General features: G+C 68.5%; 24 protein-coding genes and 1 pseudogene. 15 read left to right on the top strand and 10 right to left on the bottom strand.

Annotated elements, in window-relative coordinates; translation table 11 throughout:
• The first annotated feature begins 72 nt into the window (after positions 1–72).
• Positions 73–1,041: a DUF808 domain-containing protein gene (locus KF941_RS09580; protein ID WP_214273210.1), complete on the top strand. Its 969-nt coding sequence runs from the start codon at positions 73–75 to the stop codon at positions 1,039–1,041.
• 66 nt (positions 1,042–1,107) lie between these two features.
• A complete protein-coding gene (locus tag KF941_RS09575) occupies positions 1,108–2,487 on the top strand; it encodes an FAD-linked oxidase C-terminal domain-containing protein (RefSeq protein WP_072460940.1) in 1,380 nt (459 codons plus the stop codon).
• Positions 2,488–2,505: 18 nt separating this feature from the next.
• On the opposite strand, the gene KF941_RS09570 is transcribed toward KF941_RS09575, so the two are convergent.
• Positions 2,506–3,378 (bottom strand): hypothetical protein, encoded by an 873-nt coding sequence (locus KF941_RS09570; RefSeq protein WP_214273209.1) that lies wholly within the window; start codon positions 3,376–3,378, stop codon positions 2,506–2,508.
• Between the two features lie 112 nt (positions 3,379–3,490).
• On the opposite strand from KF941_RS09570, the gene KF941_RS09565 reads away from it, so the two are divergent.
• From KF941_RS09565 to KF941_RS09535, 7 genes are all read left to right on the top strand, one after another.
• Positions 3,491–4,471: a hypothetical protein gene (locus KF941_RS09565; protein WP_140847001.1), complete on the top strand. Its 981-nt coding sequence runs from the start codon at positions 3,491–3,493 to the stop codon at positions 4,469–4,471.
• A gap of 141 nt (positions 4,472–4,612) precedes the next feature.
• On the top strand, positions 4,613–5,395 hold the full coding sequence (locus KF941_RS09560) for a GH25 family lysozyme (RefSeq protein WP_036751300.1): 783 nt from the start codon (positions 4,613–4,615) through the stop codon (positions 5,393–5,395).
• Positions 5,371–6,027, top strand: coding sequence for a CPBP family glutamic-type intramembrane protease (locus KF941_RS09555; protein WP_214273208.1), 657 nt, complete (start codon positions 5,371–5,373; stop codon positions 6,025–6,027). Before KF941_RS09560 ends, KF941_RS09555 begins: the two co-directional genes overlap by 25 nt.
• Before the next feature lie 60 nt (positions 6,028–6,087).
• Positions 6,088–7,863 carry an aspartate--tRNA ligase gene (aspS, locus tag KF941_RS09550; protein WP_036751297.1) on the top strand — a complete coding sequence of 592 codons (1,776 nt, stop codon included), beginning with the start codon at positions 6,088–6,090 and terminating at the stop codon, positions 7,861–7,863.
• Between the two features lie 129 nt (positions 7,864–7,992).
• On the top strand, positions 7,993–9,360 hold the full coding sequence (locus KF941_RS09545) for a DUF1800 domain-containing protein (protein ID WP_036751295.1): 1,368 nt from the start codon (positions 7,993–7,995) through the stop codon (positions 9,358–9,360).
• Positions 9,361–9,372: 12 nt separating this feature from the next.
• Positions 9,373–10,554, top strand: coding sequence for a DUF1501 domain-containing protein (locus KF941_RS09540; RefSeq protein ID WP_116222928.1), 1,182 nt, complete (start codon positions 9,373–9,375; stop codon positions 10,552–10,554).
• A gap of 21 nt (positions 10,555–10,575) precedes the next feature.
• Positions 10,576–11,307 carry a GNAT family protein gene (locus KF941_RS09535; protein ID WP_214273207.1) on the top strand — a complete coding sequence of 244 codons (732 nt, stop codon included), beginning with the start codon at positions 10,576–10,578 and terminating at the stop codon, positions 11,305–11,307.
• A 3-nt stretch (positions 11,308–11,310) separates the two neighbouring features.
• Here KF941_RS09535 and KF941_RS09530 read toward each other — a convergent pair whose 3' ends face one another.
• Positions 11,311–12,039 (bottom strand): response regulator, encoded by a 729-nt coding sequence (locus KF941_RS09530; RefSeq protein ID WP_214273206.1) that lies wholly within the window; start codon positions 12,037–12,039, stop codon positions 11,311–11,313.
• A gap of 136 nt (positions 12,040–12,175) precedes the next feature.
• Between KF941_RS09530 and mce the strand changes: the two genes are divergently transcribed.
• Entirely contained in the window at positions 12,176–12,580 is a 405-nt protein-coding gene (gene mce / locus KF941_RS09525) for a methylmalonyl-CoA epimerase (protein WP_036751424.1), read from the top strand.
• A complete protein-coding gene (locus KF941_RS09520) occupies positions 12,580–12,840 on the top strand; it encodes a DUF1467 family protein (protein WP_036751289.1) in 261 nt (86 codons plus the stop codon). Before mce ends, KF941_RS09520 begins: the two co-directional genes overlap by 1 nt.
• Here the strand turns inward: KF941_RS09520 and KF941_RS09515 are convergent.
• A complete protein-coding gene (locus KF941_RS09515) occupies positions 12,806–13,507 on the bottom strand; it encodes an EI24 domain-containing protein (protein WP_214273683.1) in 702 nt (233 codons plus the stop codon). The two genes, KF941_RS09520 and KF941_RS09515, sit on opposite strands and share 35 nt — an antisense overlap.
• Entirely contained in the window at positions 13,507–14,073 is a 567-nt protein-coding gene (locus KF941_RS09510) for a nitroreductase (RefSeq protein WP_214273682.1), read from the bottom strand. Before KF941_RS09510 ends, KF941_RS09515 begins: the two co-directional genes overlap by 1 nt.
• Before the next feature lie 105 nt (positions 14,074–14,178).
• On the opposite strand from KF941_RS09510, the gene KF941_RS09505 reads away from it, so the two are divergent.
• Positions 14,179–14,427 (top strand): DUF167 domain-containing protein, encoded by a 249-nt coding sequence (locus KF941_RS09505; protein WP_024843098.1) that lies wholly within the window; start codon positions 14,179–14,181, stop codon positions 14,425–14,427.
• Positions 14,428–14,440: 13 nt separating this feature from the next.
• Here the strand turns inward: KF941_RS09505 and KF941_RS09500 are convergent, their stop codons facing one another.
• A complete protein-coding gene (locus tag KF941_RS09500; RefSeq protein WP_036751286.1) occupies positions 14,441–14,692 on the bottom strand; it encodes a hypothetical protein in 252 nt (83 codons plus the stop codon).
• 127 nt (positions 14,693–14,819) lie between these two features.
• Between KF941_RS09500 and KF941_RS09495 the strand changes: the two genes are divergently transcribed.
• Both KF941_RS09495 and KF941_RS09490 read left to right on the top strand, forming a co-directional pair.
• Entirely contained in the window at positions 14,820–15,572 is a 753-nt protein-coding gene (locus tag KF941_RS09495; protein WP_214273205.1) for a M48 family metalloprotease, read from the top strand.
• Positions 15,573–15,856: 284 nt separating this feature from the next.
• Positions 15,857–16,153: a hypothetical protein gene (locus KF941_RS09490; RefSeq protein ID WP_346428980.1), complete on the top strand. Its 297-nt coding sequence runs from the start codon at positions 15,857–15,859 to the stop codon at positions 16,151–16,153.
• A 4-nt stretch (positions 16,154–16,157) separates the two neighbouring features.
• Here the strand turns inward: KF941_RS09490 and ilvN are convergent, their stop codons facing one another.
• The 3 genes from ilvN to KF941_RS09475 all read right to left on the bottom strand — a co-directional run bounded on the left by ilvN (position 16,158) and on the right by KF941_RS09475 (position 19,499).
• Positions 16,158–16,718 carry an acetolactate synthase small subunit gene (ilvN, locus tag KF941_RS09485; RefSeq protein WP_028712010.1) on the bottom strand — a complete coding sequence of 187 codons (561 nt, stop codon included), beginning with the start codon at positions 16,716–16,718 and terminating at the stop codon, positions 16,158–16,160.
• A gap of 15 nt (positions 16,719–16,733) precedes the next feature.
• Entirely contained in the window at positions 16,734–18,488 is a 1,755-nt protein-coding gene (locus tag KF941_RS09480; protein ID WP_214273203.1) for an acetolactate synthase 3 large subunit, read from the bottom strand.
• A gap of 165 nt (positions 18,489–18,653) precedes the next feature.
• The gene (locus KF941_RS09475; RefSeq protein ID WP_036751281.1) at positions 18,654–19,499 is read right to left on the bottom strand and encodes an arginyltransferase; all 846 of its coding nucleotides are present in this window, start codon (positions 19,497–19,499) and stop codon (positions 18,654–18,656) included.
• 231 nt (positions 19,500–19,730) lie between these two features.
• On the opposite strand from KF941_RS09475, the gene KF941_RS09470 reads away from it, so the two are divergent.
• Positions 19,731–22,532 (top strand): glutamine-synthetase adenylyltransferase, encoded by a 2,802-nt coding sequence (locus tag KF941_RS09470; protein WP_214273202.1) that lies wholly within the window; start codon positions 19,731–19,733, stop codon positions 22,530–22,532.
• 788 nt (positions 22,533–23,320) lie between these two features.
• On the opposite strand, the pseudogene KF941_RS27950 reads toward KF941_RS09470, so the two are convergent.
• Together KF941_RS27950 and KF941_RS09465 are read right to left on the bottom strand one after the other, a co-directional pair.
• A pseudogene (locus tag KF941_RS27950) lies at positions 23,321–23,523 on the bottom strand (transposase); the annotation flags it as partial.
• 222 nt (positions 23,524–23,745) lie between these two features.
• Positions 23,746–25,824: a glycosyltransferase gene (locus KF941_RS09465; protein ID WP_214273201.1), complete on the bottom strand. Its 2,079-nt coding sequence runs from the start codon at positions 25,822–25,824 to the stop codon at positions 23,746–23,748.
• Positions 25,825–25,843: the final 19 nt, after the last annotated feature.

Here is a 25,843-nt window from a genome sequence, read left to right as displayed (position 1 = left end):
CGCGGCTGCGAATTGCGCATGGGCGCGCCGCCGCCTAGAGTGCCGCGCAGGAACCTGGGACGGGAAACGGACATGAGCGGATTGCTGGCGCTGCTGGATGACGTGGCGGGGATCGCCAAGATCGCGGCCGCATCGGTCGACGACGTGGCGGGCCAGGCGGTCAAGGCCGGCGCCAAGGCCGCCGGCGCGGTGATCGACGACGCCGCGGTGACGCCGAAATACGTCCACGGCTTTTCCGCCGCGCGCGAGGTGCCGATCGTGATGAAGATCGCGCGCGGCTCGCTTTTCAACAAGCTGGTGATCCTGCTGCCCATCGCGCTGCTGCTCTCGGCCTTCGCGCCCTGGGCGATCACGCCGCTGCTGATGCTGGGCGGCTCCTACCTGTGCTTCGAGGGGGCCGAGAAGCTGGTGCATGCGCTCAGCCATCACAAGATAAACGAGCCGCATCTGCAGGCGACCGCCGAGGGCGGGGCCGGGCTGGAAGAGGAACGGGTGCGCGGCGCGATCAAGACCGACTTCATCCTCTCGGCCGAGATCATGACCATCGCGCTGGCCGCGATCCCGAACGGCGATGCGATCTGGATGAAGGCGCTGATCCTGGCGGTGGTGGCGGTGGGCATCACCGTCGCGGTCTACGGCTTCGTGGCGCTGATCGTGAAGGCGGACGATTTCGGCCTGCACCTGCATGAACGCGGCGGCCCTGCCGCGGGGCTGGGGCGGGGCATCGTCCATGTCATGCCGGGCTTCATGAAGGTGCTGACCGTGGTCGGCACCGCGGCGATGATCTGGGTCGGCGGCCAGATCGTCATCCACGGGCTGCATGTGCTGGGCCAGCACCAGCCCTATGACTGGATCCACGGCGCGGCCGAGGTCGCGGCCCAGGCCCTGCCCGCGGCACCGGGCCTTGCCGCCTGGACCACCACCGCCTTCTTCGACGGCATCTTCGGGGTGATCTGGGGCATGATCCTGATTCCGGTGGCGCATTACGCCGTCACCCCCGCCATCGAGGCGGTGAAGGGCGCGGTGGGCGCCAAGTCCTGACCCTGGCTTGCCCTTGGCCTGCCGCCGGGACTATCAACTGCCATACCAATGCCGCAGGAGATGTCCATGCCGATTCCCGCCCCGGCCCTCGACGCGCTTTCCGCGCTTCTGGGCGCGCGCCTGTCCACCAGCGGCGCCGACCGCGACCTGCACGCCCAGTCCGAGACCTTCCACCGCGCGCCGCCGCCCGATGCGGTGGCCTGGCCGGTCTCGACCCAGGAGGTCTCGCGCATCGCCGCCATCTGCCATGCGCATCGCGTGCCGATGATCGGCTGGGGCACCGGCACCTCGCTGGAAGGGCAGGCGCTGGCGCCGCAGGGCGGGCTGGTGATCGACCTGACCAAGATGGACCGGGTGCTGGAGATCCGCGCCGAGGACATGCAGGTCAGCGTCCAGCCCGGCTGCACGCGCGAGGCGCTGAACCTTGAGCTGCGCGCGACCGGCCTGTTCTTCCCGGTCGATCCCGGCGCCAATGCCTCGCTGGGCGGCATGGCGGCGACGCGCGCCTCGGGCACCACGGCCGTGCGCTATGGCACCATGCGCGACAACGTGCTGGCGCTCGAGGTGGTGCTGGCGGACGGGCGCGTCATCCGCACCGGCACGCGGGCGGCGAAATCCAGCGCCGGCTATGACCTGACGGCGCTCTTCGTCGGTTCCGAAGGCACGCTTGGCATCATCACCGAACTGACCCTGCGCCTGCATGGCCAGCCCGAGGAGGTCGCCGCGGCCGTCTGCGGCTTTTCGACGCTGGAGCAGGCGGTGGAATGCGTCACCGCCACGATCCAGTCCGGCATCCCGATGGCGCGGATCGAGTTCATCGACGCCGACGTGGTGCGCGCCTTCAACCGCGCCTCGGGCACGCAGATGCATGAAGGCCCGCATCTGATGGTCGAGTTCCACGGCTCCTCCGCCTCGGTCAAGGGCGATGCCGAGGCCTTCGGCGCGCTGGCGGCCGAGTTCGGCGGCACCGGCTTCGACTGGGCGACCACGCCCGAGGCGCGGGCTGCCTTGTGGAAGATGCGCCACAACGCCTATCGTTCCTGCCTGGCGCTGCGGCCGGGGGCGACGGCGGTGGTGACGGATGTCTGCGTGCCGATGTCGCATCTGCCCGCCGCGGTGGCGGCGGCGGCCGAGGACATCCGCGCCGAGGGCCTGCTGGGCCCCATCGTCGGCCATGTCGGCGACGGCAATTTCCATGCCCAGATCCTGGTGGCGCCCGGCGACGAGGCCGAGCTTGCCGCCGCCAAGCGCGTTGCGTTGCGCATGGCCGAGCGTGCGATCGCGGTGGGCGGCACCATCACCGGCGAGCATGGTGTGGGCATCGGCAAGCGCCCCCTGATGCCCGCCCAGCACGGCGCGGCCATCGGCGTCATGGCGGCGATCAAGCAGGCGCTGGACCCCGAGGGGGTGCTGAACCCCGGCAAGCTGGTGCCCGAGGCCGATTGAGGCCCCTGGGGCCTGCCGTCAGCTGAAGATGAAATCGCCCGCGTCGAGCGCGGCGGAACCGACGCCCACGATCAGGATCGAGGTTCCGCTGGCCAGATCTATACGGCAATCCGCGCCGACATCGGTAAGCACGAGGTCGTCGAATGTCACGCCGCCGCCGGTATTGGTAAGCTGGATCCTGTCGGTGCCGCCCTCGAAATCCATGATGCGGTCGTTTCCTTCGTCGGAATCGTATTTGAAAAGAAAGGTATCGCTGCCGGTATAGCCCGCCAGTGCGTCATTGCCTGCGCCGCCGGACAGGGTGTCGTTTCCTGCCATTCCCAAAAGAAAGTCATCGCCGGCCATGCCATGGATAAGGTCGTTCCCGGCCGCGCCAGAAATCGTGTCGGAGTGCCAGGAAAAATTGAATCCGTAGATGGTGTCGTTGGTCGAACTGCCCCAGATCTGCCCCAGAGCGCCACCTGCTGACTCATAATCTCCTATGCTGGAAACATCGATAATTCCGGCGCCTTCTACCATGAGTTCCTTGTTCGTCCTGTTTTCCAGAACCTCTACCCAAGACACCTTCCCTAGTTTTATGACAAGCAAGCTGCTGCTGGTGGTCGCTTCTGCCGCTATGGTATCCTCGCCAGAGCCGCCAGAAATATCATCGCCTGCAAGGGAATAATAATCCCTCACGTCGTTTACGATTATGACGTCATCTCCGCCGTCTCCATAGATGGTGTCCTTTCCATTTCCCCCCATGATCCAATCGTTGCCGGCCCCGCCCATGATGATGTCAGCACCGTCCATGCCGTAAATCGTGTCATTGCCGGCGCTGCCCAGGATAAAATCGTTTCCGGTGCCGCCGGTGATGCGGTCATTGCCGCTGGTGCCCGTGTAAGTCGCCATTAACCATCTCCACATGAAACAAAAATTATAAATATCTTTCAGTTGCTTGCAGGAAGAGGATAGCCTATCAACCAACGATGTGCAATGTTTTTAATTGAACGGAATCGTTTCCATGCAGCTTTCATCTGCCGGTATTGCTCTGACCATCCTCAGCCAGCGTGATCCCTCTGCTGCCATCGCTGGACAGGGTGCGACGGCGACTGATGGCGTTGCCGGGCCACAGGCTGCGCCGATCCTGGACAGTCCGGGCGCCTCTGACAGATATGTTCCGGCCAGTGGCGTGTATGACCCGGCCAGCGGCCTTTACGACAGCGAATATATCGAGCGAATGGTTGCCGAAGGCAAGCGGAAAGCGGAACTCCGATATGCGCTCGGGGACGGTTCCAGAAGCCCGTTCGACCCGGAAATTGCCGATGCATTTGGATTTAAGAATGTGTGGGAGAAAACGCTCTCTGATCCCCGCAAGGTTTTCCCCGGCCATTTCGTAACTGCGCAGGAAATTCCCATGGGAACAAGGGCGCCGCAGCGCGATGCGGATTTTCTGTCGCGGCGTGACGCGATGGCCAATGCGTATCATTTCGCGACCGCATTGGTGAAAGCTGCGCGGGACGTCATCGGTTCCAGGATCGGGATAGAAACCCACAAGGATCAGATGCTGGATGCCTCTGGCAGGCTTTATGGTATCGGCTCGGACGGCCGCGCCGGCAGCGGCGACTGGAAGGCCGCAATAGAACGCGGAACCTATATCATACTGCATGAAATGGGGGAAATGGAAAAGATGGCGGCCTCTCTGGCCAATCTGTTCAGCTTCGATTCGACCAGCGTGACGCAGCCGGCCTATGACGGCAGCTTCCAGGGTTTCAGCATTACCCATGGCACGCTGGGCAAGATCATGGACGTGTCCGCCGACGGAACGCTTACGCTTTACGATGCCGAAGGCACCGCCTATTCGGCCGAGGAATATAACGCGGCCAATATCGACGGCGGCATCCCGCAGCTGCATAACGACCTGATCCGCCAAGCCGACGACCGCGCCGCACTTGCCAGCCGCGGGGTCCGCAGGGAGGCGTCGGGCAGGATCGTGCCCCTTTGACCACGGTCTCCGCCGCCGCTGACAAACTCGTGACTGTCACGCCATCGTGACAGAGCGTCGCACCTTTGCGATAAGGACGGACAGGCGCCGAACACAGGCGCAGGGACGAAGGCGCTGGAAAGGCGCGGGCAGAGGGCAGAGATGACATTCCTGGGCAAGATTATGGCAGTGCTGGCGCTGGTCGCGCTGGCCTCCTGCGGGGGGCCCTCGAGCGGGCCGGCGGTGATGGCGGGGCAGGGCAGCGGCCCGCAGTTCGGCGACAGCGCGCCGCATCCCTGGATCGGCGGGCATCCCTATGACCACCCGGTCCACGGCATCGACATCTCGCGCTGGCAGGGCGAGATCGACTGGCACCGGGTGCGCAGTTCGGGCATCAGCTTCGCCTTCATCAAGGCGACCGAAGGCGGCGACCATGCCGACCCGAACTTCCGCCGCTACTGGCAGGAGGCGGCGCAGGCCCGCATCCCGCGCGGCGCCTATCACTATTTCTATTTCTGCCGCTCGGGCTCGGAACAGGCGGCCTGGTTCATCGCCAACGTGCCCAGGGAACGCGGTGCCATGCCGCCGGTGCTGGACCTGGAATGGACCGCCTCCAAGACCTGCCCGCATCGCCCGGCCAGCCACGAGGTGCTGCGCGAGGCCAAGATCTTCAAGGACATCCTGCACCGGCACTATGGCCAGCGCCCGATCATCTACACGACGGTCGATTTCTACCGCGACAACAACCTCGGCTCCTGGCCCGAGGAGTTCTGGCTGCGCTCGGTCGCGGGCCATCCGCGCATCGTCTATCCCGGCCAGCGCTATACGTTCTGGCAATATACCGGCACCGGCATCGTGCCGGGGATCCGCGGCAACGTGGACCTGAACGTCTTTGCGGGCTCGCCCGCGCAGTGGCGGGCATGGCTGAGCCAGCGCCTGCAATAAGGCGCGGCCTGCTCTGGGCCGAATTCGCGGCGCTCTACCTGGGGGCGCCGCTGGTCATCGCGCTGTTCCTGCCCGGCCACATGCTGTTCGAGGCGCTGGCGGTGTTCAGCCTGGCGGGGCTGGGCCTCTTGTGGCGCACCGGCGGCTTTCACTGGCACAGTCTGGTGCGCGGCTGGAGCCGCTTGCCCTGGCGCGAGATCCTGGCCATCGCGCTGGCCACCCTGCTGACGGGGCTGGCGATCCTGGCGCTCGACCGGCCGAACTCGATCTTCCAGATCGTGCGGCAGCGGCCCGAGTTCCTGCCGGTGATCTGGGTGTTCTACCCGATCCTCTCGGCCCTGCCGCAGGAGCTGATCTTTCGCCCGCTGTTCTTCCACCGCTACGCCGCGCTGCTGCCGGCGGGACAGGGGGCGATCGCGCTGAACGCGGCGGTGTTTTCCTTTGCGCACCTGATGTATTGGTCCTGGGTGGTGGCGGTGCTGACCTTCGTCGGCGGCTGGTTCTTTGCCCGCGCCTATCTGGAGCGCGGCTTCCCCTCGGCCTGGGTCTTGCATGCGGTGGCGGGGAATGTCCTCTTTGCCGTCGGCATGGGCGCCTATTTCTACACCGGCAACGTGGTGAGGCCGTTCTGATTGCTTGACTTCGCCCGCGCGGCGCGGTTCATGCGGGGCCGATACGCAAGGGGAAAAACGATGAGCGCCTATCGCAGCCATACCTGCGGCGAGCTGACCGCCGCTGCCGCCGGGTCCGAAGTCCGTCTGTCCGGCTGGGTCCACCGGGTCCGCGACCATGGCGGGGTGCTGTTCATCGACCTGCGCGACCATTACGGCATCACCCAGGTGATCGCCGACAGCGACTCGCCCGCCTTCCCGGCACTGGAAAAGCTGCGGGCCGAGACGGTGATCCGCATCGACGGCCGCGTCAAGCTGCGCGACCCGAGCCTGGTCAACCCCAAGCTGCCCACCGGCGAGATCGAGGTCTATGCCACCGATATGGAGATCCTGGGCGCCGCGGACGACCTGCCGCTGCCGGTCTTCGGCGACCAGGACTATCCCGAGGAGACGCGGCTGGCCTATCGCTTCCTCGACCTGCGCCGCGAAAGCCTGCACAACAACATCATGCTGCGCTCGCGCGTGGTCAAATGGCTGCGCGACGCGATGTGGGACCAGGGCTTCACCGAGTTCCAGACCCCGATCATCACCGCCAGCTCGCCCGAGGGCGCGCGCGACTTCCTGGTGCCCTCGCGCCTGCATCCGGGCAAGTTCTACGCCCTGCCGCAGGCGCCGCAGCAGTTCAAGCAGCTGATCATGGTCGCGGGCTTCGACAAGTATTTCCAGATCGCGCCCTGCTTCCGCGACGAGGATCCGCGCGCCGACCGCTCGCCCACCGATTTCTACCAGCTCGACGTCGAGATGTCCTTCGTCGAGCAGGAGGACGTGTTCCGCGCCGTCCAGCCGGTGATCCAGGGCCTGTTCGAAACCTTCGGCGGCGGCCGCCGGGTCGACGCGACCTGGCCGCGCATCCCCTATGCCGAGGCGATGCTGAAATACGGCTCGGACAAGCCCGACCTGCGCAACCCCATCGAGATGCAGGTGGTCAGCGAGCATTTCCGCGGCTCGGGCTTTGCGATCTTCGCGAAGTTGCTGGAGCAGGAGGGCACCGAGGTCCGCGCCATTCCCGCGCCCACCGGCGGCTCGCGCAAGTTCGCCGACCGCATGAACGCATTCGCCCAGCAGCAGGGCCTGCCCGGCATGGGCTATATCTTCTGGCGCAAGGCCGAGGACGGCACGACCGAAGCCGCCGGCCCCATCGCCAAGGCGCTGGGCCCCGAGAAGACCGAGGCGATCCGCACCCAGCTGGGCCTGGGCGAGGGCGACGCGGCCTTCTTCCTGGGCGGCAAGCCCGAGGGTTTCGAGGCCGTCGCCGGCCGCGCGCGCAACGAGATCGGCCGCGAGCTGGGCCTGATCGACGAGAACCAGTTCAAGTTTGCCTGGATCGTCGATTTCCCGATGTATGAAAAGGGCGAGGACGGGCGGATCGACTTCAGCCACAACCCGTTCTCGATGCCGCAGGGGGGCCTGGATGCGCTGGCGGGCGACCCGCTGGCGGTCAAGGGCTATCAATACGACCTGGCCTGCAACGGCTATGAGCTGGTCTCGGGCGCGATCCGCAACCACCGCCCCGAGATCATGTTCCGCGCCTTCGAACTGGCCGGCTATGGCCGGGACGAGGTGGAAAAGCGGTTCGGCGGCATGGTCAAGGCCTTCCGCTATGGCGCGCCCCCGCACGGCGGCTGCGCGGCGGGGATCGACCGCATCGTCATGCTGCTGGCCGACGAGGTGAACATCCGCGAGGTCATCATGTTCCCGATGAACCAGCGCGCCGAAGACCTGATGATGGGCGCCCCCAGCGAGCCGACGAACGAGCAGCTGCGCGAGCTGCGCCTGCGCGTGCTGCCGCGCGAGTAAGCTTGGCGGCGCTGCGTCGGCAGTCTGTTGCCGCATCGCCGCATGCTGAAGAAAGCGTGAACTGACCTCGGGCCGAGGCCGTGCCATAACCTGCGCATGGGGGCGATTTCCCCTGCAAGGGATGATTGCATGAGCTTTGGATTTCCCGAACTGGCGGCGATCCGGCTGGGCTTTGGTCTGTCGCCGTTGATGCCGCCGCCCGCCGATGTCGAGGCGGTTCTGGCCGGTCCCGCAAGCGCCGGTCCTGGCCCCGAGGCGATGACCACCGAAAAGGCCAGCGCCCTTGCGACGCGGTTTCGCGATGTCCGCCTCGCCCGGCGCGAGGGGCGGCCCGAGCCGCCCGAGGGGCAGGAGGCCGAGCGCCAGCTCGGCGACCTGCCGGTCGAGGGCCTGCGCCGCCGGGTGATCCGCGCCCTGGACGACCCGATCGGCTTCGGCGAAAGGCTGGTGCAGTTCTGGGCCGACCATTTCACCGTCCGCGCGACGGACAAGATGAACAACGCCCTGGCGCTGGCCTTCGTGGACGAGGCGATCCGCCCGCATGTGAACGGCCGGTTCGAGGACATGTTCTTCGCCGCCGACACCCATCCGATGATGCTGGTCTATCTGGACCAGATCTCCAGCCGCGGGCCGGGCTCGCCCGTCGCGCGGCGCCGCCCGGACCGCAATTTCGGGCTGAACGAGAACCTCGCCCGCGAGGCGCTGGAGCTGCATTCGCTGGGCGTGGGCGCCGGTTATGAGCAAGAGGACGTGCGCGAACTGGCCGAGCTGCTGACCGGGCTCAGCTTTTCGCATCGGTCGGGCTTCGCCTTTCGCCCGCCCTGGGCCGAGCCTGGGGCCGAGACGGTGCTGGGCCGGGCCTATGGCGGCGGCCGGCGCGACGGGCTCGACGCCATCCGCGACGCCTTTCGCGACATCGCCCGCCGGCCCGAGACCGCGCGGCACCTGTCGCGCAAGCTGGCGGTGCATTTCGTCGCGGACGACCCGTCCGAGGATCTGGTCGAGGCCATGGCGGCCACCTGGCGCGACACGGACGGCGACCTGCCGCAGGTCTATCGCGTGCTGGCCAGCCATCCCGACCTGGCCTCCGGCCTGCGGCAGAAGGTGCGCCAGCCCTTCGATTTCTGCGTGGCCGGGCTCAGGGCGCTGGGCATCCGCGGCGAAGGGATCGCCCGGCTGGAGCTGCCCGTGTTCCGCCGCATCGCCTGGGGCCCGCTCGAGGCCATGGGCCAGCCCTGGGGCCGGCCCAAGGGCCCCGACGGCTGGCCCGAGACGGCCGATGCCTGGATCGCGGCGCAGACGCTGGCCGCGCGGATCAACTGGTCGCTGCGCATTCCCCGCCTGCTGCTGGACGAATTGCCCGACCCGCGCGAGATGCTGGTCTCGGCTTTCGGCGGCACGCAGTCGGCGGAACTGGCCTGGGCCGTGCCCAAGGCGGAATCGGCGGCCGAGGGCGTGGCGCTGATCCTCGCCTCGGGCGATTTCAACCGGCGATAGGAGGGTAGGCAGATGCTGACACTGGACCGGCGCCTGTTTCTGAAGGGGGCGGCGCTGATCGGCTGCTCGGCCGCGGCGCATCCGTTGATGAGTTCCATGACCTTCGCCGCGCTTCCGGGCGAGAACCGGCTGGTCGTCATCATCCTGCGCGGCGCCATGGACGGGCTCGATGCGATCCAGCCCTATGGCGACCCGATGCTGGCCAAGCTGCGCCGCAACCTTTCGGTCGGGCCGGAAAACGGCGCGCTGGACCTCGACGGCTTCTATGCGCTGCATCCGCGGCTGGAGCCGCTGTTGCCGCTGTGGCAAAAGGGCGAGTTGGCCTTTGCCCATGCCGTCTCGACCCCCTATCGCGACAAGCGCAGCCATTTCGACGGCCAGGACCTGCTGGAGGCGGGAACCGGCAACGACCTGCCGGTGGACCGGCGGGTGGGCGGCTGGCTGAACCGGCTGTTGCAGGCGACGCCCGGCGCCACGGCCGAGACTGCCTATGCGGTCGGCGTCGAGCAGATGAAGATCCTGACCGGCAAGGCCGCGCATCTCAGCTGGGCGCCGCGGGCCTGGCTGAAGCTGTCGCCGCAGGCGCAGATGCTGCTGGAGCATGTCTATCACGACGACCCGCTGTTTCGCGATGCGGCGCAGGACGCGGTGCAGATCAGCGCCGAGACCTCGGACCTGGGCAAGATGCCGGGCCCGACCGCCGATGCCGAGGCGCTGGCCGCCTTTACCGCCAGCCGGCTGAACGCCGAAAGCCGCATCGCCGCCTTTTCCCTTGCCGGCTGGGACAGCCATGCCAACCAGCCCGTCGTGCTGGGCCGGGGGCTGGACCGGCTGGCGGCGGCGATCCTGAAGCTGCGCGAGGGGCTGGGGCCGAACTGGGGCCGGACCACGGTTCTGGCCATGACCGAATTCGGCCGCACCGTGCGCGAGAACGGCTCGGGCGGGACCGATCACGGCACCGGCGGCGCGCTGTTGATGGCGGGCGGCGCGATCCGGGGCGGGCGCGCCTTTGGCGACTGGCCGGGCCTGGGCGAGGACCAGCTTTACGCCGGCCGCGACCTGATGCCCACGCGCGACATCCGCGCCTATGCCGCCTGGGCCATGCATGGGCTGTTCGGCATCGGGCGCGACAGGCTGGAGCGCGAGATCTTTCCCGGCCTTGACCTTGGCGGCGATCCTGGGATGCTGGCCTGAGCCCTTGCCGGAGCCCTGCCCATGTCCCAGGATCACCCCGACCGCGCGCCCGCGCCTTTTGCCCAGGGCGACGGCCCGCGGCCGACCGGGCCCCTGGTCGCGGGCTTCGTGCCGCCGCCCCCGCCCGGTCCCGACCGGATCGAGGGCCGCCATGTCCTGCTGGAGCGTCTGGACCCCGACCGCCATGCCGAGGATCTGTTCGCGGCCAACCGGGGCCAGGATTGGGTCTGGGATTACCTGGGCTATGGCCCGTTCGCCGACCTGCCGGCCTATCGCGCCTGGCAGGCCGGGATGGCGGCCAAGGCGGACCCGTATTTCTATGCCCTGCGCGACCGCGCGACCGGCAAGGTGGGCGGGCTTGCCTCGTTCCTGCGCATCGACCCGGCCAATGGGGTGATCGAGATCGGCCATATCGAGATCGCGCCGCCGATGCAGCGCAGCCCGGCCGCGACCGAGGCCATTTCGCTGATGATCGGCTGGGCCTTCGAGGCCGGCTATCGCCGGGTCGAATGGAAATGCGACGCCCTGAACGCCCCCTCGCGTCGGGCGGCGCTGCGCTATGGCTTTGTCTTCGAGGGCATTTTCCGCCAGCATATGATCTATAAGGGCCGCAACCGCGACACGGCCTGGTATGCGATCATCGACCGCGACTGGCCCGCCCTGGCGCGTGCGCACCAGGCATGGCTCGCGCCCGGCAATTTCGATACCCAGGGACGCCAGCGGCAAAGCCTGTCGGCGCTGACCGCGGGCTAGGGCCTACGAGATCCGCGCGCTTGCCAGCCGGTCCTGCACCAGCCCGCTGATCCGCGCCAGGTCGGTGGCGAGCGCCCGGCCCTGCGCGTGGTCGCGCGCCAGCGTGGTCGCCGCATCCTCCAGCATCCGGTCATGGGCCGAGCGGGCGACCCCGGCCAGGAATCGGGCGATATAGTCGATGGCGGCGGTGTCGTCGGCCTGCGCCAGCACGTCGGCGACATGCGCCAGGTCGTTGCGCAGCGCCTCGGGGTCGGCGGCGATCATGTCGTCGGGCAGGGCGCGCAGCCCTTGCGGCCGCGCGTCGGGCGGCAGGGCGGCCAGGATCGCCTCCTGGAACAGCGCCAGGCTTTCGACGGGCTTTGCCAGGAAACCGTCCGCGCCGGCCCGGATCGCCGCCTTGCGCCTGGCCGGATCGCCCGAGATGCCCAGGATCACCGGCACCCGCGGCATCGCGCGGGCGATGGTGGCGATCATGTCGGCGCCGTCGCCGTCGGGCAGGCCCATGTCCACGATCACCGCCCCCGGCCGATAGGTCTGAAGATGCCGCAGGGCCGAGCGGATGCAGTCGGCCCGCCGGATGCGCGCGCCCGAACGCAGGCACAGCAGCCGCACCGCCTCGGAGGCGACGCGCGAATCCTCGACCACCAGCACCGTCAGCCCGGCCAGCGGCCGGTTCGGCAGGGCGGCCCGCCAGGTGGGAAAGTCTTCCGCACCGATGCTTTCCTGTTCCATCTCGCAAAATCCTAACTGGGAATCACCAACTGTCCCAAGGATTGCGCGTTTTCCCTAAGAAGCGGTTAACGGCGGTTTGTTTTCCTTTCCCCGGCTGGGCTCTGGCCTTAGAAGGGCGCAAATGACGGAGGAAGTGATGATCGGACGCCTGAACCATGTCGCCATTGCCGTGCCCGACCTGAAGGCCGCGGCGGCGCAATATGAAAACAGCCTTGGCGCCAAGGTCGGCCCGCCGCAGGACGAACCCGACCATGGCGTCACCGTCGTCTTCATCGAGCTGCCGAACACCAAGATCGAGCTGCTCTATCCCCTGGGCGAGGACAGCCCGATCAAGGGCTTCCTGGAAAAGAACCCCTCGGGCGGCATCCATCACATGTGCTTCGAGGTCGACGACATCCTGGCCGCCCGCGACAAGCTGAAGTCCGAGGGCGCGCGCGTGCTGGGCAATGGCGAGCCCAAGATCGGCGCCCATGGCAAGCCGGTGCTGTTCCTGCATCCCAAGGACTTCAACGGCTGCCTGATCGAGCTGGAGCAGGTCTGATGAGCCTGACCGGGGGCATCGTCCTTTACGCCGTGCTGTGGTTCCTGGTGCTGTTCGTGCTGCTGCCGATCGGCCAGCAAAGCCAGGCCGATGTCGGGCAGGTGACGCCCGGCACCCCCGCCGGTGCCCCGCACGAGCCCAAGCTGAAGAAGAAGGCGCTGTGGGCGACGCTGATCGCCGGGCTGATCTGGGGCGTGATCGCCTATGTCATCATCGCCGGCGTCATCACCCGCGCCGACCTCGAGGCCTGGACGCGCTGAGATGGTAGAGGTGGGTGAACCCCGCCGCCGCCAGCACCGGGACGACCACGTTCAGCACCGGCACCGTCAGAAGCGCCGCGATCAGCACCCCCAGCGCCGTCGCCTGCATGGCCAGGCTGCGGCGCAGGGCGGTCGCCTGCGGCTCGTGCAGGTGGCGCCGCGCCGCCATCTGGAAGAACTCGCGCCCCAGCAGCCAGCCGTTGCCGCCATAGAACAGCAGCGAGGCCAGCGGGCCCAGGAAGGGCGTCAGCGCCAGCGTCGCCAGCGTGACCAGGATCACCGCGCCCATGACCGCCAGCGATTCCCACAGCCCGTCCCAGAAATCGACGGGCAGGCCCTTGGCGGCGGGATAATGCGTCTCTTCGACCGCCTCGGCGACGCGCTCGGCGAACAGACCTGAAAAGCCGGCGGCGACCGGGATCATCAGGAAGATGCTCATCAAGGGGAACAGCGCCAGCGAGCCCCAGGACAGCGCGGGCGCCAGCGGCACGGCGCCGATCCAGGGCAGGGTCAGCGTCTCGGGGGCAAAGGCGCGGATCGCCCAGAAGGCGCCGGCCTGCAATACCAGGAACAAGGCCAGCGTCAGCGCCACGCCAAGCGCGACCACGCCGAAGATGCGCGGCCGCAGCAGGTCGCCCCAAGCCAGGATCAGCGCCCGCAGCACCATCACAGGAAGGTGGTCTTGGCCGCGACATCCGGGCGCGGACGCTCGGGCGGGGTCGGGCCGCGCCGGCCGATATGGACCAGCCCGACGATCCGCTCGCCCTCGGCCAGGCCCAGATGGGCGCGGGCGAAATCCACCTCGACCGCCGCGCCGGTCAGCCAGGCGGCGCCGTAGCCCGCCGCCAGCGCCGCGTTCACCAGCTCCAGGCAGACGGCGCCCGCGGACAGGAACTGTTCCCATTCCGGCACCTTGGGGCTTTCGACCGGGGCCGAGACCACCGCCACGATCACCGGCGAGCCAAAGGCCGAGCGGGCCTTTTCCGCCGCCGCCTCGTCCCCGCCCTGGTCCAGCACGTGCCGGGCCAGCACCGGGGCCAGCCGGTCGAGCGTCGCGCGCTCCAGCACGGCAAAGCGCCAGGGCTCCAGCTTGCCGTGGTCGGGCACGCGGGCGGCCAGTTCCAGCAGCTCCATCAGCGCCTCGCGCGAGGGGGGCGGGCCGGCCAGCAGTTTCGGCGGGTGCGAGCGGCGGCTGGCCAGGAAGGCCAGGGTGGCGGGATCGGCATATTCCATTCGGTCCTCGTCGGGTTCGCGCATGTCCTGGCCATCAGATAGCCGCGCCGGCCCGCCGGCACCAGCCGGCATTGCCTTTTTCGCCGCGCCCGGCTTGAAAGGGGCATGACAGACCTTAGCCATCTTGCCCGGCCCGGCGCCGAAATCGCGGTGCGCGTCACCCCGCGCGCCTCGCGCAATGCGGTGATCCTGGACGGCGAGGCGATCCGCGTCACCGTTACCGTGGTCCCCGAGGACGGCAAGGCCAATGCCGCGGTGGTCAAGCTGCTGGCCAAGGCGCTGGGGGTGGCCAAGTCGCGGCTGGTGCTGGTCCGCGGCGCCACGGCACGCGACAAGCTGTTCCGCATCGACTAGCCAGACCGCTTGGCTAGCCGCGTTGCAGCCGATAGTTGCCCTCGGGCAGGTTCAGCGCGGCGCGCAGCTCTTCCAGTTGCTCGATGGTCAGGACGATCTGCGCCAGCTCGCCGGTGTCGGGGTCGAATTGCTCGACCACGACGCGGTCGTCGAAGCTGTGGATGACCACATCCTCGTTCAGCGGGCGCGAACCGATCTCGGCCTGTGGCAATTCGTCGATCAGGGTGATGACGGTCGCGTCGAAATCATGCTCGATGGTGAACATCGGGGATCCTTCCCGTTCGGCTTTCCCCGACAATCGCGTGATATTGCGGCGGGGGCAAGTCCGGGGCTTGGCGCGAGGCGGCCGCCGCGGCTAGAGTGGCGCGAACACGGGCAGGCGAGGGCGGCAGATGATGAGGACATGGCAGGCGGTGGCGGCGGTCGTGCTGGTGCTGGCGGGCTGTGTCGCCGCGCCCGTGCCGCAGCCGGGGGTGCCGCAGCCCGGCGGGCCGGATGTCATCATCACGCCCGCTCCGGACACGCCGGCCAATGCCTCGGCCTCGGCGCGCACCTTCGTCTCGGTGGTCAGCCGCATGGAGCCGGCGGTGGAACGCGAATGCCTGCAGCGGCGCACCCAGCCGATCAACTGCGATTTCCAGTTCGTCGTCGACGACCGCGCGGGGCTGGAGCCGAACGCCTTCCAGACCGTCGATCCCAGCGGCCGGCCGATCATCGGCTTCACCCTGTCGCTGATCGGCGAGGCGCGCAATGCTGACGAGTTGGCTTTCGTCATCGGGCACGAGGCGAGCCACCACATCCTGGGCCATATCAGCCGCAAGACCGGCGCCGCGACCGTGGGCGCGGTGATCCTGGGCGGGCTGGCCAGCGCCTATGGCGGCGATCCCGAGGCGATTCGCACCGCGCAGGATTTCGGCGCCCAGTTCGGCGCCCGCTACTATTCGAAGGACTGGGAACTCGAGGCCGATTACCTGGGCGCGATCATCACCCTGAACGCCGGCTTCGATCCCGAACACGGTGCGCTGTTTTTCGCCCGCATCCCCGATCCGGGTGATAAAATTCTGGGCACCCACCCGTCGCGCAACGCCCGCATGGGCCAGGTTGCGCGGGCCGTGGCCGATTACCGGGCGGGCCGGGTGCGATAGCCCGGCCGCTGTTGCGCTGCTGCATCGGCCGCAGACTAGACGGAACAGTTTGTTTTCTCGTGCAAAAGCTGAAATTCAGGCAGGCCGCAGCCGTAAAAGATCAATTTGCCTGCCGACTCCCCCTCAAACTGAACGGTTCCGCCAGAAATTGCTTTCATAGGCGAGAAATTGCCGATAGTTTCCCGCTTGGGTTGGGTCACGTCCTTATTGCCGGGCGGCTTTGTCTTTTAGGAGCTTTCATGATCGGGGTTATTTTATGGAGCAGTCCAGCCAAGGAGAAGGCCGTGATCTGGTGCGAGGATCATGGCGCCCTGGCCTATCTGCAGGGCAGGGAAAACCTGTTCGTCGAAACGGAATGGCCCGAGGCGGGCGACCTGGTCGAGCTTGAGATCGAAATGCAGGCCGACCTGCGCCATGCCCGCTCCGTCAGCATCGTCGGGGGCAACAAGCGGTCGGAACTGCCCAGCCTGCTGCGGGACATGGGCGAAAAACCCGAACCGGCCCGCCCGGTGCTGCGGGTGATTTCGAACCGCGAAGGCGAGGCGCAAGAGCGGCCGCTGAGACTGGCGGCCGCCCGCTGATTCGTCAGGCGCCGCGCGCCAGCGCGGCGACGCCGGTCCGGGCCTGGTCCGACAGGCCCAGGGGCCGCATCAACTCGGCAAAGGCGTCCAGCTTCTCGGGCGTGCCGGTGATTTCGAAGACAAAGCTCTCCAGGGTCGAATCGACCACGCTGGCGCGGAAGATCTCGGCGATCCGCAGCGCCTCGACCCGCTTGTCGCCCTTGCTCGTGACCTTGAACAGGCCCAGCTCGCGCTCGACGCAGGGGCCCTCGACGGTCAGGTCGTGGACATCATGCACCGGCACGATGCGGCCAAGCTGCGCCTTGATCTGCTCGATCACCGCGGGGGTGCCGCGGGTGACGATGGTGATGCGCGAGCGGTGGCCCAGGTGGTCCACCTCGGCCACGGTCAGGCTGTCGATATTGTAGCCGCGCCCGGAAAACAGGCCGATCACGCGCGCCAGCACGCCCGGCTCGTTCTCGACCAGCACCGCGAGGGTGTGGCTTTCGATGGTCTGGGCGTTGGGGTCGCGCAGATCATAGGCCGAATGGCTGGATGCGCCCTTCTGGATGTTCAGTGCCGCCATGTTCTTCTCCTAACCTCAGACCAGGGCCGCGCCGGCGCCGGTAATGGCGCCTTCGGTCGATGCCTCGCCCAAGAGCATCTCGTTATGCGGCTTGCCCGAGGGGATCATCGGGAAGCAGTTCTCGTGCTTTTCGACCAGCACGTCCAGGATGAACGGGCCGTCATAGTCGATCATCTCCTGGATCGCCGCGTCCAGGTCGGCCGGGTCCGAAACCGTGCGCCCGCCGCAGCCAAAGGCCTCGGCCAGCTTGACGAAATCGGGCAGGCTTTCCGACCAGCTCTGGCTGTAGCGCTCGCCATGCAGCAATTGCTGCCATTGCCGGACCATGCCCAGGCGCTCGTTGTTCAGGATGAACTGCTTGACCGGCGCGCGGAACTGCACGGCAGTCGCCATTTCCTGCATGTTCATCAGCCAGGACGCCTCGCCGGCGACGTTGACCACCAGCGCCTCGGGATGGGCGACCTGCACCCCGATCGAGGCGGGCAGGCCATAGCCCATCGTCCCCAGCCCGCCCGAGGTCATCCAGTGGTTCGGATCCTCGAAATGCAGGAACTGCGCCGCCCACATCTGATGCTGGCCGACCTCGGTGGTGAAATAGGGCTTGCGCGCGGCGGTCAGCGCCTGCAGGCGCTGCAAGGCGTGCTGCGGCTTGATGACCTTGTCCGAGTTGCGATAGGCAAGGCAGTTGCGCGCCTTCCACTGCTCGATCTGCGCCCACCATGCCCGCAGCGGCTCGGCATTGGTCTTGCGGCCGCGGGCCTTCCAGACCTTCAGCATGTCTTCCAGCACATGGCCGACATCGCCGACGATGGGCAGGTCGACATGGATCACCTTGTTGATCGAGCTGGGGTCGATGTCGATCTGCGCCTTCACCGAGCCGGGGCTGAAATCCGCGACCCGCCCGGTGATGCGGTCGTCGAAGCGTGCGCCGATGGCGATCATCAGGTCGCAATCGTGCATGGCCATGTTGGCCTCGTAGAGGCCATGCATGCCCAGCATGCCGATCCATTTCGACCCCGAGGCCGGATAGGCCCCCAGCCCCATCAGCGTCGAGGTGATGGGAAAGCCCGTCGCATCCGCCAGCTCGCGCAGCAGTTGGCTGGCGCCGGGGCCCGAGTTGATGACGCCGCCGCCGGTATAGAAGATCGGCCGCTCGGCCGTCTCCATCAGCTCGACCAGCCGGGTGATGGTGGCCAGGTCGCCCTTCTTCGCCGGCTGGTAGCTGGGCGTCTCGATCTGCTTGGGCCCGACATATTCGCCGGTGGCGAATTGCACGTCCTTGGGGATGTCGATCAGCACCGGCCCCGGACGGCCCGAGGTGGCGATGTGGAAGGCCTTGTGGATCGTCGCCGCCAACTCGTCCGTCTCTTTCACCAGCCAGTTGTGCTTGGTGCAGGGGCGGGTGATGCCGATGGTGTCGGCCTCCTGGAAGCCGTCGGTGCCGATCAGGAAGGTCGGAACCTGCCCGGTCAGCACGACGATGGGGATCGAATCCATCAGCGCGTCGGTCAGCCCGGTGACGGCATTGGTCGCGCCGGGACCGGACGTGACCAGCACCACCCCCGGCTTGCCGGTCGAGCGGGCATAGCCCTCGGCCATGTGGACGGCGCCCTGTTCGTGGCGGACCAGGATGTGCTTGATGTCGTTTTGCTGGAAAATCTCGTCATAGATGGGAAGTACCGCCCCGCCCGGATAGCCGAATACCGTATCGACGCCCTGATCGCGCAGAGCCTCGATAACCATCCTTGCACCCGTCATCTGTCGGGACATGCCCATTCTCCATCTCTGAACAAAAACGCGGCGGGGACAGCCGCCCCGCTGCGACGCGGAAAACTATGGGTGCGGCGAGGCGCGGTCAATGGCGATTGTCCAAGAAAATGACCCGCTGCCGCAAATTCTTGAAATATTCTTACCAAGACACCGGCTTTTCGGTAATCATTTCCGGTTCGAGGGCAGGTTGATCCGCGCCACCTGCTCGACGATGGGGTCGATGGACAGGGGGTGGATGTCCGACGTGTGCTGCGCCGGGTCGCCGATCGGCTGCCAGACGCCGCCCTTGTAGATCTCCAGCGCCGAGAATTTCGCCTTGTAGTCCATCTTGCGGCTGCCGGGCACCCAATAGCCCAGGTAGACGAAGGGCAGGCCGGCGCTGCGCGCCAGATCGATATGGTCCAGGATGATATGCGTGCCCAGGCTCGCGCTTTCCAGCGCCGGGTCGTAGAAGCTGTAGACCAGGCTCAGCCCGTCATCCAGCACGTCGGTCAGGCAGACCGCGACCAGCCGGTCGCTGCCGGGCGGCGGCGGGATCTCGCTGCTGTCGCCCTGGTGCGTGCGATATTCGATGACGCGGGTGCGCACCGGCGTCTCCTCGATCATCGCGGCGAATTCGAAGATGTCCATGTCGGCCATGCCGCCGTCGGCATGGCGTTCGTCCAGATAGGCGCGGAACAGTTCATACTGTTCCTCGGTCGCCCAGGCGCTGGTGGCAAGGCGGCGCAGATGCACGTTCCTGCGCGCGATCCGGCGCTGCGTGCGCGAGGGCTGGAACTCGGACACCCGGATGCGCGCCGACATGCAGGCCACGCAGCTTTCGCAGCTGGGCCGGTAAAGCACGTTCTGCGAGCGGCGGAAGCCCTGGCGCGACAGGGCGTTGTTCAGCTCGTTGGCCGAATCGCCGGTCAGCGCGGTGAACAGCTTGCGTTCGGCCCGGCCGTGCAGATAGGGGCAGGGCTGCGGCGCCGTCACATAGAATTGCGGCGCATGAGGCAGGCTGTGCCGCATCAGCCGCGCCCCCGGCGTCTGGGGCGCGCCGCGCCTGGCGGCGCATGCTGCGGTCGGGTCACTCTCATCTCGGCGCGCATTGGCGGCGGTCGGGGCTGCGTTGTGGATTGCTCTTGGGCCGAGCCTAGCAACAGTTGCACCCCGCGCCAAGCAGGGAAAACCGCAAGAATTGAACCTCTCGGTCCATTCGCGCGGCATTGACGCGGCGCCGGCTGCGGCTAGGCTGCGGCCATGGATTTCGCCGCCCGCATCACCCGCCTGCCCATCCCCGCCGACCCCGCCCGCGGCCTTTCCGCGCTGCAAGCGACCGGGATCGCCGATCCCCGGCTGGGCGATCTGATCCGCGGCACCGCCGGTTGCAGCCCCTACCTGGCCGGGCTGATCGAGCGCGAGGCCGACTGGCTGCCCGGCGCGCTGGCGCACGGGGATGTCGTCGCCCGCGAGACGGCGGGGTTCGAGACGCTTTCCGCCGATGCGCTCGGCCCGGCGCTGCGCCGCGCCAAGCGGCGGGTGGCGCTGTGGACGGCGCTGGCCGACCTGGGCGGCGTCTGGTCGCTGGAACGGGTGACGGGCGCGCTGACCGACCTGGCCGACCGCGCCACGGACCTGGCCCTGCGCGCCCATGTCGCGGCCGAGCAGGCGCGCGGCAAGCTGCCCCCGACCGGGGCCGAGGCCGGCGGCATCGTCGCGCTCGCCATGGGCAAGATGGGCGCGGCAGAGCTGAACTACTCCTCGGACATCGACCTGATCGTGCTTTACGACGACGGCGCCTATGATCCCGACGACCAGTATGAGGCCCGCGCCGCCCTGATCCGCGCCACTCGCAAGGCGGCGGCGACGATCTCGGACAACACCGACCAGGGCTATGTCTTCCGCACCGACCTGCGACTGCGGCCCGATGCGGCGGTGACGCCGGTCTGCATCTCGATCTCGGCGGCGCTGGCCTATTACGAGGCCGAGGGCCGCACCTGGGAACGCAGCGCCTATATCAAGGCGCGGCCCTGCGGCGGCGACCTGGCGGCGGGCGCGCGCTTCCTGCGCGAGCTGCGCCCCTTCGTCTGGCGGCGGCACCTGGATTTCGCCGCCATCCAGGACGCCCACGACATGCGGCTGCGCATCCGCGACCACAAGGGGCTGCACGGCCGCATCGAGGTGCCGGGCCACAACATGAAGCTGGGCCAGGGCGGCATCCGCGAGATCGAGTTCTTCACCCAGACCCGCCAGCTGATCGCCGGCGGCCGCGACCCCGACCTGCGCCTGCGCGGCACGGTCGAGGGGCTGGCGCGGCTGGCCGAAAAGGGCTGGGTGCCGCCCGAGGTGGCCCAGGAGCTGACCGCGCATTACCGCGAGCATCGCGAGATCGAGCATCGCATCCAGATGGTGAACGACGCGCAGACCCATTCGCTGCCCGCCTCGGCCGAGGGGCTGGACACCATCGCCCGCATGATGGGCGAGGGCGACACCGCCGCCTGGTCGGCGCGCCTGGCCACCCGCCTGGCGCGGGTCGAGGCGCTGACCGGCGATTTCTTCGCCCCCGGCGAGCAGCGGGCCCGCCCGGCGCTGTCCCCCGAGGCCGAGGCGATGGTGGAGCGCTGGCGCAGCTATCCCGCGCTGCGCTCGGCCCGCGGGCGCGAGGTCTTTGCCCGGATCGAGCCGGACCTGCTGACCCGGCTGACCGCCGCCGCCCATGCCGAAGAGGCGCTGGCGCGGTTCGACGCCTTCCTGGCCGGGCTACCGGCCGGGGTGCAGCTCTTCTCGCTCTTCGAGGCCAATCCGCAGCTGATCGAATTGATCGCCGACATCTGCGGCACGGCGCCGGGGCTGGCGGCCTATCTGGCGCGCCACCCCGAGGTGCTGGACGGGGTGCTGGCCGGCAGCTTCTTTGCGGCCTGGCCCGGCGCCGCCGCCCTGCGCCGCCAACTGGACCAGGTGCTGGATGCGGCGCTGGCCGCGCCGGGCGGCGGCTACGAACAGGCGCTGGACGCCGCGCGGCGCTGGGCGCATGAGGGGCAGTTCCGCATCGGCGTGCATCACCTGCGCAGCCTGATCGGCGCCGAGGAGGCGGGCGGGCAATATGCCGATGTCGCCGATGCCGCCGTCGCCGCGCTGTTCCCGGTCGTCGCGGCCGAATTCGCCCGCCGCCACGGACCGCCGCCGGGTCGCGGGGCGGTGGTGCTGGGCATGGGCTCGCTGGGCGCGCGACAGCTGAACGCCTCGTCGGACCTGGACCTGATCGTGATCTACGACGCCGCCGGGCAAGAGGCGTCCGAGGGGCCGAAACCCCTGGCGACGCGGGCCTATTACGCGCGGCTGACCCAGGCGGTGATCACCGCGCTCTCGGCGCCGACCTCGGCCGGGCGGCTTTACGAGGTGGACATGCGGCTGCGCCCCTCGGGGCGGCAGGGGCCGGTGGCGACCTCGGTGCAGAGCTTTCGCGACTACCAGATGACCGAGGCCTGGACCTGGGAGCATCTGGCGCTGACCCGCGCCCGCGTGATCGGCACCTGCGGCACCGATGCCGCCGCGCTGGCCGAGGAGGTCGAGGCGCTGCGGGTCGAGGTGCTGCAAACCCGCGGCACGGACCCGCGGGTGATGCCGGATCTGGCCGGGATGCGGGCCCGCATCTTCGCCGCCAAGGCCCCGGATGGCGCCTGGGAGGCCAAGATCGGCCGTGGCCGGTTGCAGGACATCGAGCTGCTGGCGCAATGTTTCGCGCTGCGGGCCGGTTCGGCCGCGCGGGCGGTGCAGGCGCAGTTGCGCACCGGCCCTCGGATCGGGCTGGTCGGGCGCGAGGATGGCGAAAGGCTGGCCTCGGCCCGGCGCTTCCTGTGGAGCCTGCAATGCGCCGGCCGGCTGTTGACCGAAAAGCCCTTGGACATGGACAACCTGGGCAAGGGCGGGCAGACCTTCCTGCTGCGCGAGACCGGCACGGCCTCGCTGGAGGAACTGGCCGAGCGGCTGGCCGCGACGATCGAGACCGCCGGCGCGATCATCGACGGCGTCCTGGCCGGGGTCGAGGTGCAGGCCGGATAGGCGCCGGCGGGAACGCGCCGCCGCTGACCCGGCCGGTCGTGCGGCAGGAAGCCCGCGGCAGGTCCGCCACCTGCGCCGCCCGCCCCGCTCGGCCGTGCCTGCCCCCGAGGGCGGGCGACAGGCATCGCCGCAGTCGGCAGGGCGTTCATGTCGCCCGCTCGTTCCTGCCCGTGGGCGCGCGCGACATGCATCACGCCAAAGGGGTTTCTGGAAACTCATGCAATCGTTCCTGCCCGGGTGCGCCACATGCATCTGCTCCGACGGCCTCTGATGGCCATCGGACCCGCTGTTCCTGCCCGCCGGGGCGTGCGCCGGGCATCGCTTCGCGCGGCGTGTGCGAGAACCGAGCGGCAGAGGTGCCCGGCCCTGCCGATCTTTCCATGCACCAAGAAGCCGTGGCAAGGTTCGCTGCCAGTGCCGCAGCCGACACCGGCTTCGCCGTTCCTGCCCGCCAAGGCCCGCCACGGGTCTCGCTTGGCAGGCTGCTGAAAAAGGATTTTGAGAGGGCGACGCAGCGGAAATCGTTCTGGAGCCAGCTGATATCGGCCCGAAAATGGGGTGTTTTCGGCAAATTTGAGGCGGATTTCCTGGCTCCCCGCCCGCGCTGTCCTGTCGCAAGGACTTTTTCAGCAGCCTGTTAGAGCTCCGCAAGCGAAAACAGAGCGGGAGAAGTGTCTGGCCCAGCCGGTCCTGTCCAGGGAATGGACTTATAATTCCGCACCACAGTCTTGCGGCTGCGATTGTGACGGCTGCGAGGAATCCCTTGGCGAGTTTGTCGTAGCACGCTGCCCCGCCTTGGCCCATCGGTTGGAAGCGGTCGTATATGGACCGTAGCGCTCGGGAAGGTCGCGCCAGGGTGGCGCTGTCCGCAGGACGGAGAAAACCCGTTCAGGACGCGCCGGTCGTTCGTCCGCGCAAGGCCACGAGGCTTGTCGGGAAGAAGCGGTGCAATCAGCGCCCGTTCCCGGTTCGTCAGCGCGAGAGGTGCCATTCAAGCTCCGCAAGACGCTCGAAGCACGAACCGTTCCCAAACGGCAGCCCGCCTGTGAGTACAGAACCTAGCGCCCCGAAGCGGCGGCAGTCTCCTCATCTGTGCTGCAGCCGGCACCGGGCGCCCGGTTCGGCCAGTCCTGCCTCGCACCAGGAAGCCGAGGTAGGTTCGCTGCGGGGTCCGCGGCTCCTCCTGCCGGGGGTGCCAGGTGGCTGCATCGGTTCAGTCGATCTTGCCCAGCAAGGGGACCAGCAGCGGGTCGAGGTCAGGGTCGGTTTCGGCGGCGATGGGGCTTGCGGGCTCTCCGGCGGCGGTTTCGCGCAGGGGGATCCGGCGGCCGGCGGGCGGCGGCGCGGGCTCGGGCGGCTCGTCCAGGCCGGCCTCGAAGATGCCGTGCTGGGTCTTGTCCCAGTAGAAGGGCTTGACCACCACCTCGTAGATCGCCTTCCACGCCGCCAGGCAGCCGAGCGGGAAATACAGGTGCAGCGTCGGCACCCAGGGCAGCAGGTGGCGATGTGCCCGCCCGCGCACCGCCCAGAGGCCGACGGCGATGTTCAGCAATTCCGAGGCCACGAACAGCGCGAACAGCAGGGCGATGGCATGGCCGCCCAGCAGGCCCGACAGCATGTCCCGCATCGGATGCGGCAGGCCCAGGCTGAGCAGCCAGAAGCTCCACAGCACCGGCGCCAGCAGGTATTGCGAGACCGAGGCGAAAAGCTGCACCTGCAAGGCAAGGAAGCGCCGCGTCCCCAGGTCGCGCCACAGCGCCACCGGGTCGCGCATATGCACGCCCCAGGTCATCGCGAAGCCCTTGAGCCAGCGCGAGCGCTGCTTGACCCAGGGGATCAGGCGGCAGTTCGCCTCTTCATGCGTGACGGTGTCCAGCATCCGCGTGCGATAGCCGCGCCGGGTCAGGCGCACGCCCAGGTCGGCGTCCTCGGTCACGTTCCAGGCGTCCCAGGCGCCGATCTCTTCCAGCGCGTCGCGGCGGAAGAACAGCGTCGTCCCGCCAAGCGGCACCACCAGGTCCAGCGCCGCCGCCCCGGCCAGCGTGCCGCGGAACCAGGCGGCATATTCGATGGTGAAGGCGCGGGCCAGCCAGTTGGTGCGGGGGTTGTAATAGTCCAGCACGCCTTGCAGGCAGGCCACCTCGGGCGGGGCGAAGTGAAAGCCGCGCGCGACCTTGTGAAGCTGGCCCGGCTCGGGGCGGTCCTCGGCGTCCCAGACCCCGATGATCGAGCCGCGGCAGAAGTTCAGCGCATAGTTCAGCGCCCGCGGCTTGGTGCGCACCGGCCCGTCGGGCACCTGGATCACGCGCAGCCAGCGCGGCAGCCGGACGCCCTGCAGCGCCTCGCAGGTGACGCGGTCGGTCTCCTCGACCACGATCAGGATGTCCATCAGCTCGCGCGGGTAGTCCAGCCGCGACAGCCGGCCGATCAGCTTTTCGGCGATGTCGGCCTCGGCGAACAGCGGCACCATGACCGAGATCACCGGCAGCGGCGCCGTCATCTCGGGCTGCGGCCGGGCGGCATGGGACGGCTTTTGCAGGCGGTCCTGCCGGTGCCGGCGCAGGATGGCGGCAAAGGAGAACAGCTTCAGCGTGGCCGAGGCGACCAGCGTCAGCACCGCCCAGGCCGTCAGAAGCGCGATCACCGCGTTCGGCGCCAGCACCAGCCCCAGCGCCGCGGCCGCCATCAGCCCCACGGCAATGCGGCCGAAGCGGCGCTCGTTGCGGGTGCGGCAGCTTTCCTGGGCGGGCACGCGGGTTTCGGCCTGGCGGATCAGCGCGGTGCGGCGCAGGGCCAAGATCGCCTCGCGCGCGGCGTTTTCCGAACACAGCAGCATGCGCACCGCGCCGAACCCTTCGGGCAGGCGGTCCTGCAATGCCTCGAATCCCTCGGGACGCGCGGTGGCGATGAAGGTGACGCCGCCGACCCGGCGCCAGGGCACCGCGCCCTCGGCCAGGCAAAGCTGCGCGCCCATCGCATCGACCAGCCGCGGATCGGGCGGCAGCGCCGCCAGGTCCAGCACGCTGGCGCGCCATTGCCGGGACAGGGCGCGCAGCAGCGCCTCTTCCCGCACCCAGCCGTGCGCCAGCAGGATCTCGCCCAGCCGCGCCGATTGGCGCTCGCGCATGACCAGCGCCTTGAGCAGGTCGCGCGGATCGACCGCGCCATCCTCGATCAGGAGCTGGCCCAGCGGGCGCAGGTCGCGGGTCGCGATCACCGTGCCCGTCAAGGCGGGCACGGCGGCCTCGGCCGGGGCACCAGCAAGGGGCCAGATGAGGGCGGGGCGGGCCATAGGCGATTCCCGGTCTGGG

It is taken from the genome of Paracoccus sp. pheM1, assembly GCF_018499825.1.
GTDB lineage: Bacteria > Pseudomonadota > Alphaproteobacteria > Rhodobacterales > Rhodobacteraceae > Paracoccus > Paracoccus versutus.
The sequence above is the reverse complement of the archived record's forward strand: the minus strand, read 5'-3'. Positions and strand labels throughout refer to the sequence as shown.

Coding starts and splice junctions, on each gene's coding strand:
- KF941_RS09580 (WP_214273210.1), top strand. CDS start 73: ATGAGCGGATTGCTGGCGCTGCTGGATGACGTGGCGGGGATCGCCAAG.
- KF941_RS09575 (WP_072460940.1), top strand. CDS start 1,108: ATGCCGATTCCCGCCCCGGCCCTCGACGCGCTTTCCGCGCTTCTGGGC.
- KF941_RS09570 (WP_214273209.1), bottom strand. CDS start 3,378: ATGGCGACTTACACGGGCACCAGCGGCAATGACCGCATCACCGGCGGC.
- KF941_RS09565 (WP_140847001.1), top strand. CDS start 3,491: ATGCAGCTTTCATCTGCCGGTATTGCTCTGACCATCCTCAGCCAGCGT.
- KF941_RS09560 (WP_036751300.1), top strand. CDS start 4,613: ATGACATTCCTGGGCAAGATTATGGCAGTGCTGGCGCTGGTCGCGCTG.
- KF941_RS09555 (WP_214273208.1), top strand. CDS start 5,371: ATGGCTGAGCCAGCGCCTGCAATAAGGCGCGGCCTGCTCTGGGCCGAA.
- aspS (WP_036751297.1), top strand. CDS start 6,088: ATGAGCGCCTATCGCAGCCATACCTGCGGCGAGCTGACCGCCGCTGCC.
- KF941_RS09545 (WP_036751295.1), top strand. CDS start 7,993: ATGAGCTTTGGATTTCCCGAACTGGCGGCGATCCGGCTGGGCTTTGGT.
- KF941_RS09540 (WP_116222928.1), top strand. CDS start 9,373: ATGCTGACACTGGACCGGCGCCTGTTTCTGAAGGGGGCGGCGCTGATC.
- KF941_RS09535 (WP_214273207.1), top strand. CDS start 10,576: ATGTCCCAGGATCACCCCGACCGCGCGCCCGCGCCTTTTGCCCAGGGC.
- KF941_RS09530 (WP_214273206.1), bottom strand. CDS start 12,039: ATGGAACAGGAAAGCATCGGTGCGGAAGACTTTCCCACCTGGCGGGCC.
- mce (WP_036751424.1), top strand. CDS start 12,176: ATGATCGGACGCCTGAACCATGTCGCCATTGCCGTGCCCGACCTGAAG.
- KF941_RS09520 (WP_036751289.1), top strand. CDS start 12,580: ATGAGCCTGACCGGGGGCATCGTCCTTTACGCCGTGCTGTGGTTCCTG.
- KF941_RS09515 (WP_214273683.1), bottom strand. CDS start 13,507: ATGGTGCTGCGGGCGCTGATCCTGGCTTGGGGCGACCTGCTGCGGCCG.
- KF941_RS09510 (WP_214273682.1), bottom strand. CDS start 14,073: ATGGAATATGCCGATCCCGCCACCCTGGCCTTCCTGGCCAGCCGCCGC.
- KF941_RS09505 (WP_024843098.1), top strand. CDS start 14,179: ATGACAGACCTTAGCCATCTTGCCCGGCCCGGCGCCGAAATCGCGGTG.
- KF941_RS09500 (WP_036751286.1), bottom strand. CDS start 14,692: ATGTTCACCATCGAGCATGATTTCGACGCGACCGTCATCACCCTGATC.
- KF941_RS09495 (WP_214273205.1), top strand. CDS start 14,820: ATGATGAGGACATGGCAGGCGGTGGCGGCGGTCGTGCTGGTGCTGGCG.
- ilvN (WP_028712010.1), bottom strand. CDS start 16,718: ATGGCGGCACTGAACATCCAGAAGGGCGCATCCAGCCATTCGGCCTAT.
- KF941_RS09480 (WP_214273203.1), bottom strand. CDS start 18,488: ATGTCCCGACAGATGACGGGTGCAAGGATGGTTATCGAGGCTCTGCGC.
- KF941_RS09475 (WP_036751281.1), bottom strand. CDS start 19,499: ATGCGGCACAGCCTGCCTCATGCGCCGCAATTCTATGTGACGGCGCCG.
- KF941_RS09470 (WP_214273202.1), top strand. CDS start 19,731: ATGGATTTCGCCGCCCGCATCACCCGCCTGCCCATCCCCGCCGACCCC.
- KF941_RS09465 (WP_214273201.1), bottom strand. CDS start 25,824: ATGGCCCGCCCCGCCCTCATCTGGCCCCTTGCTGGTGCCCCGGCCGAG.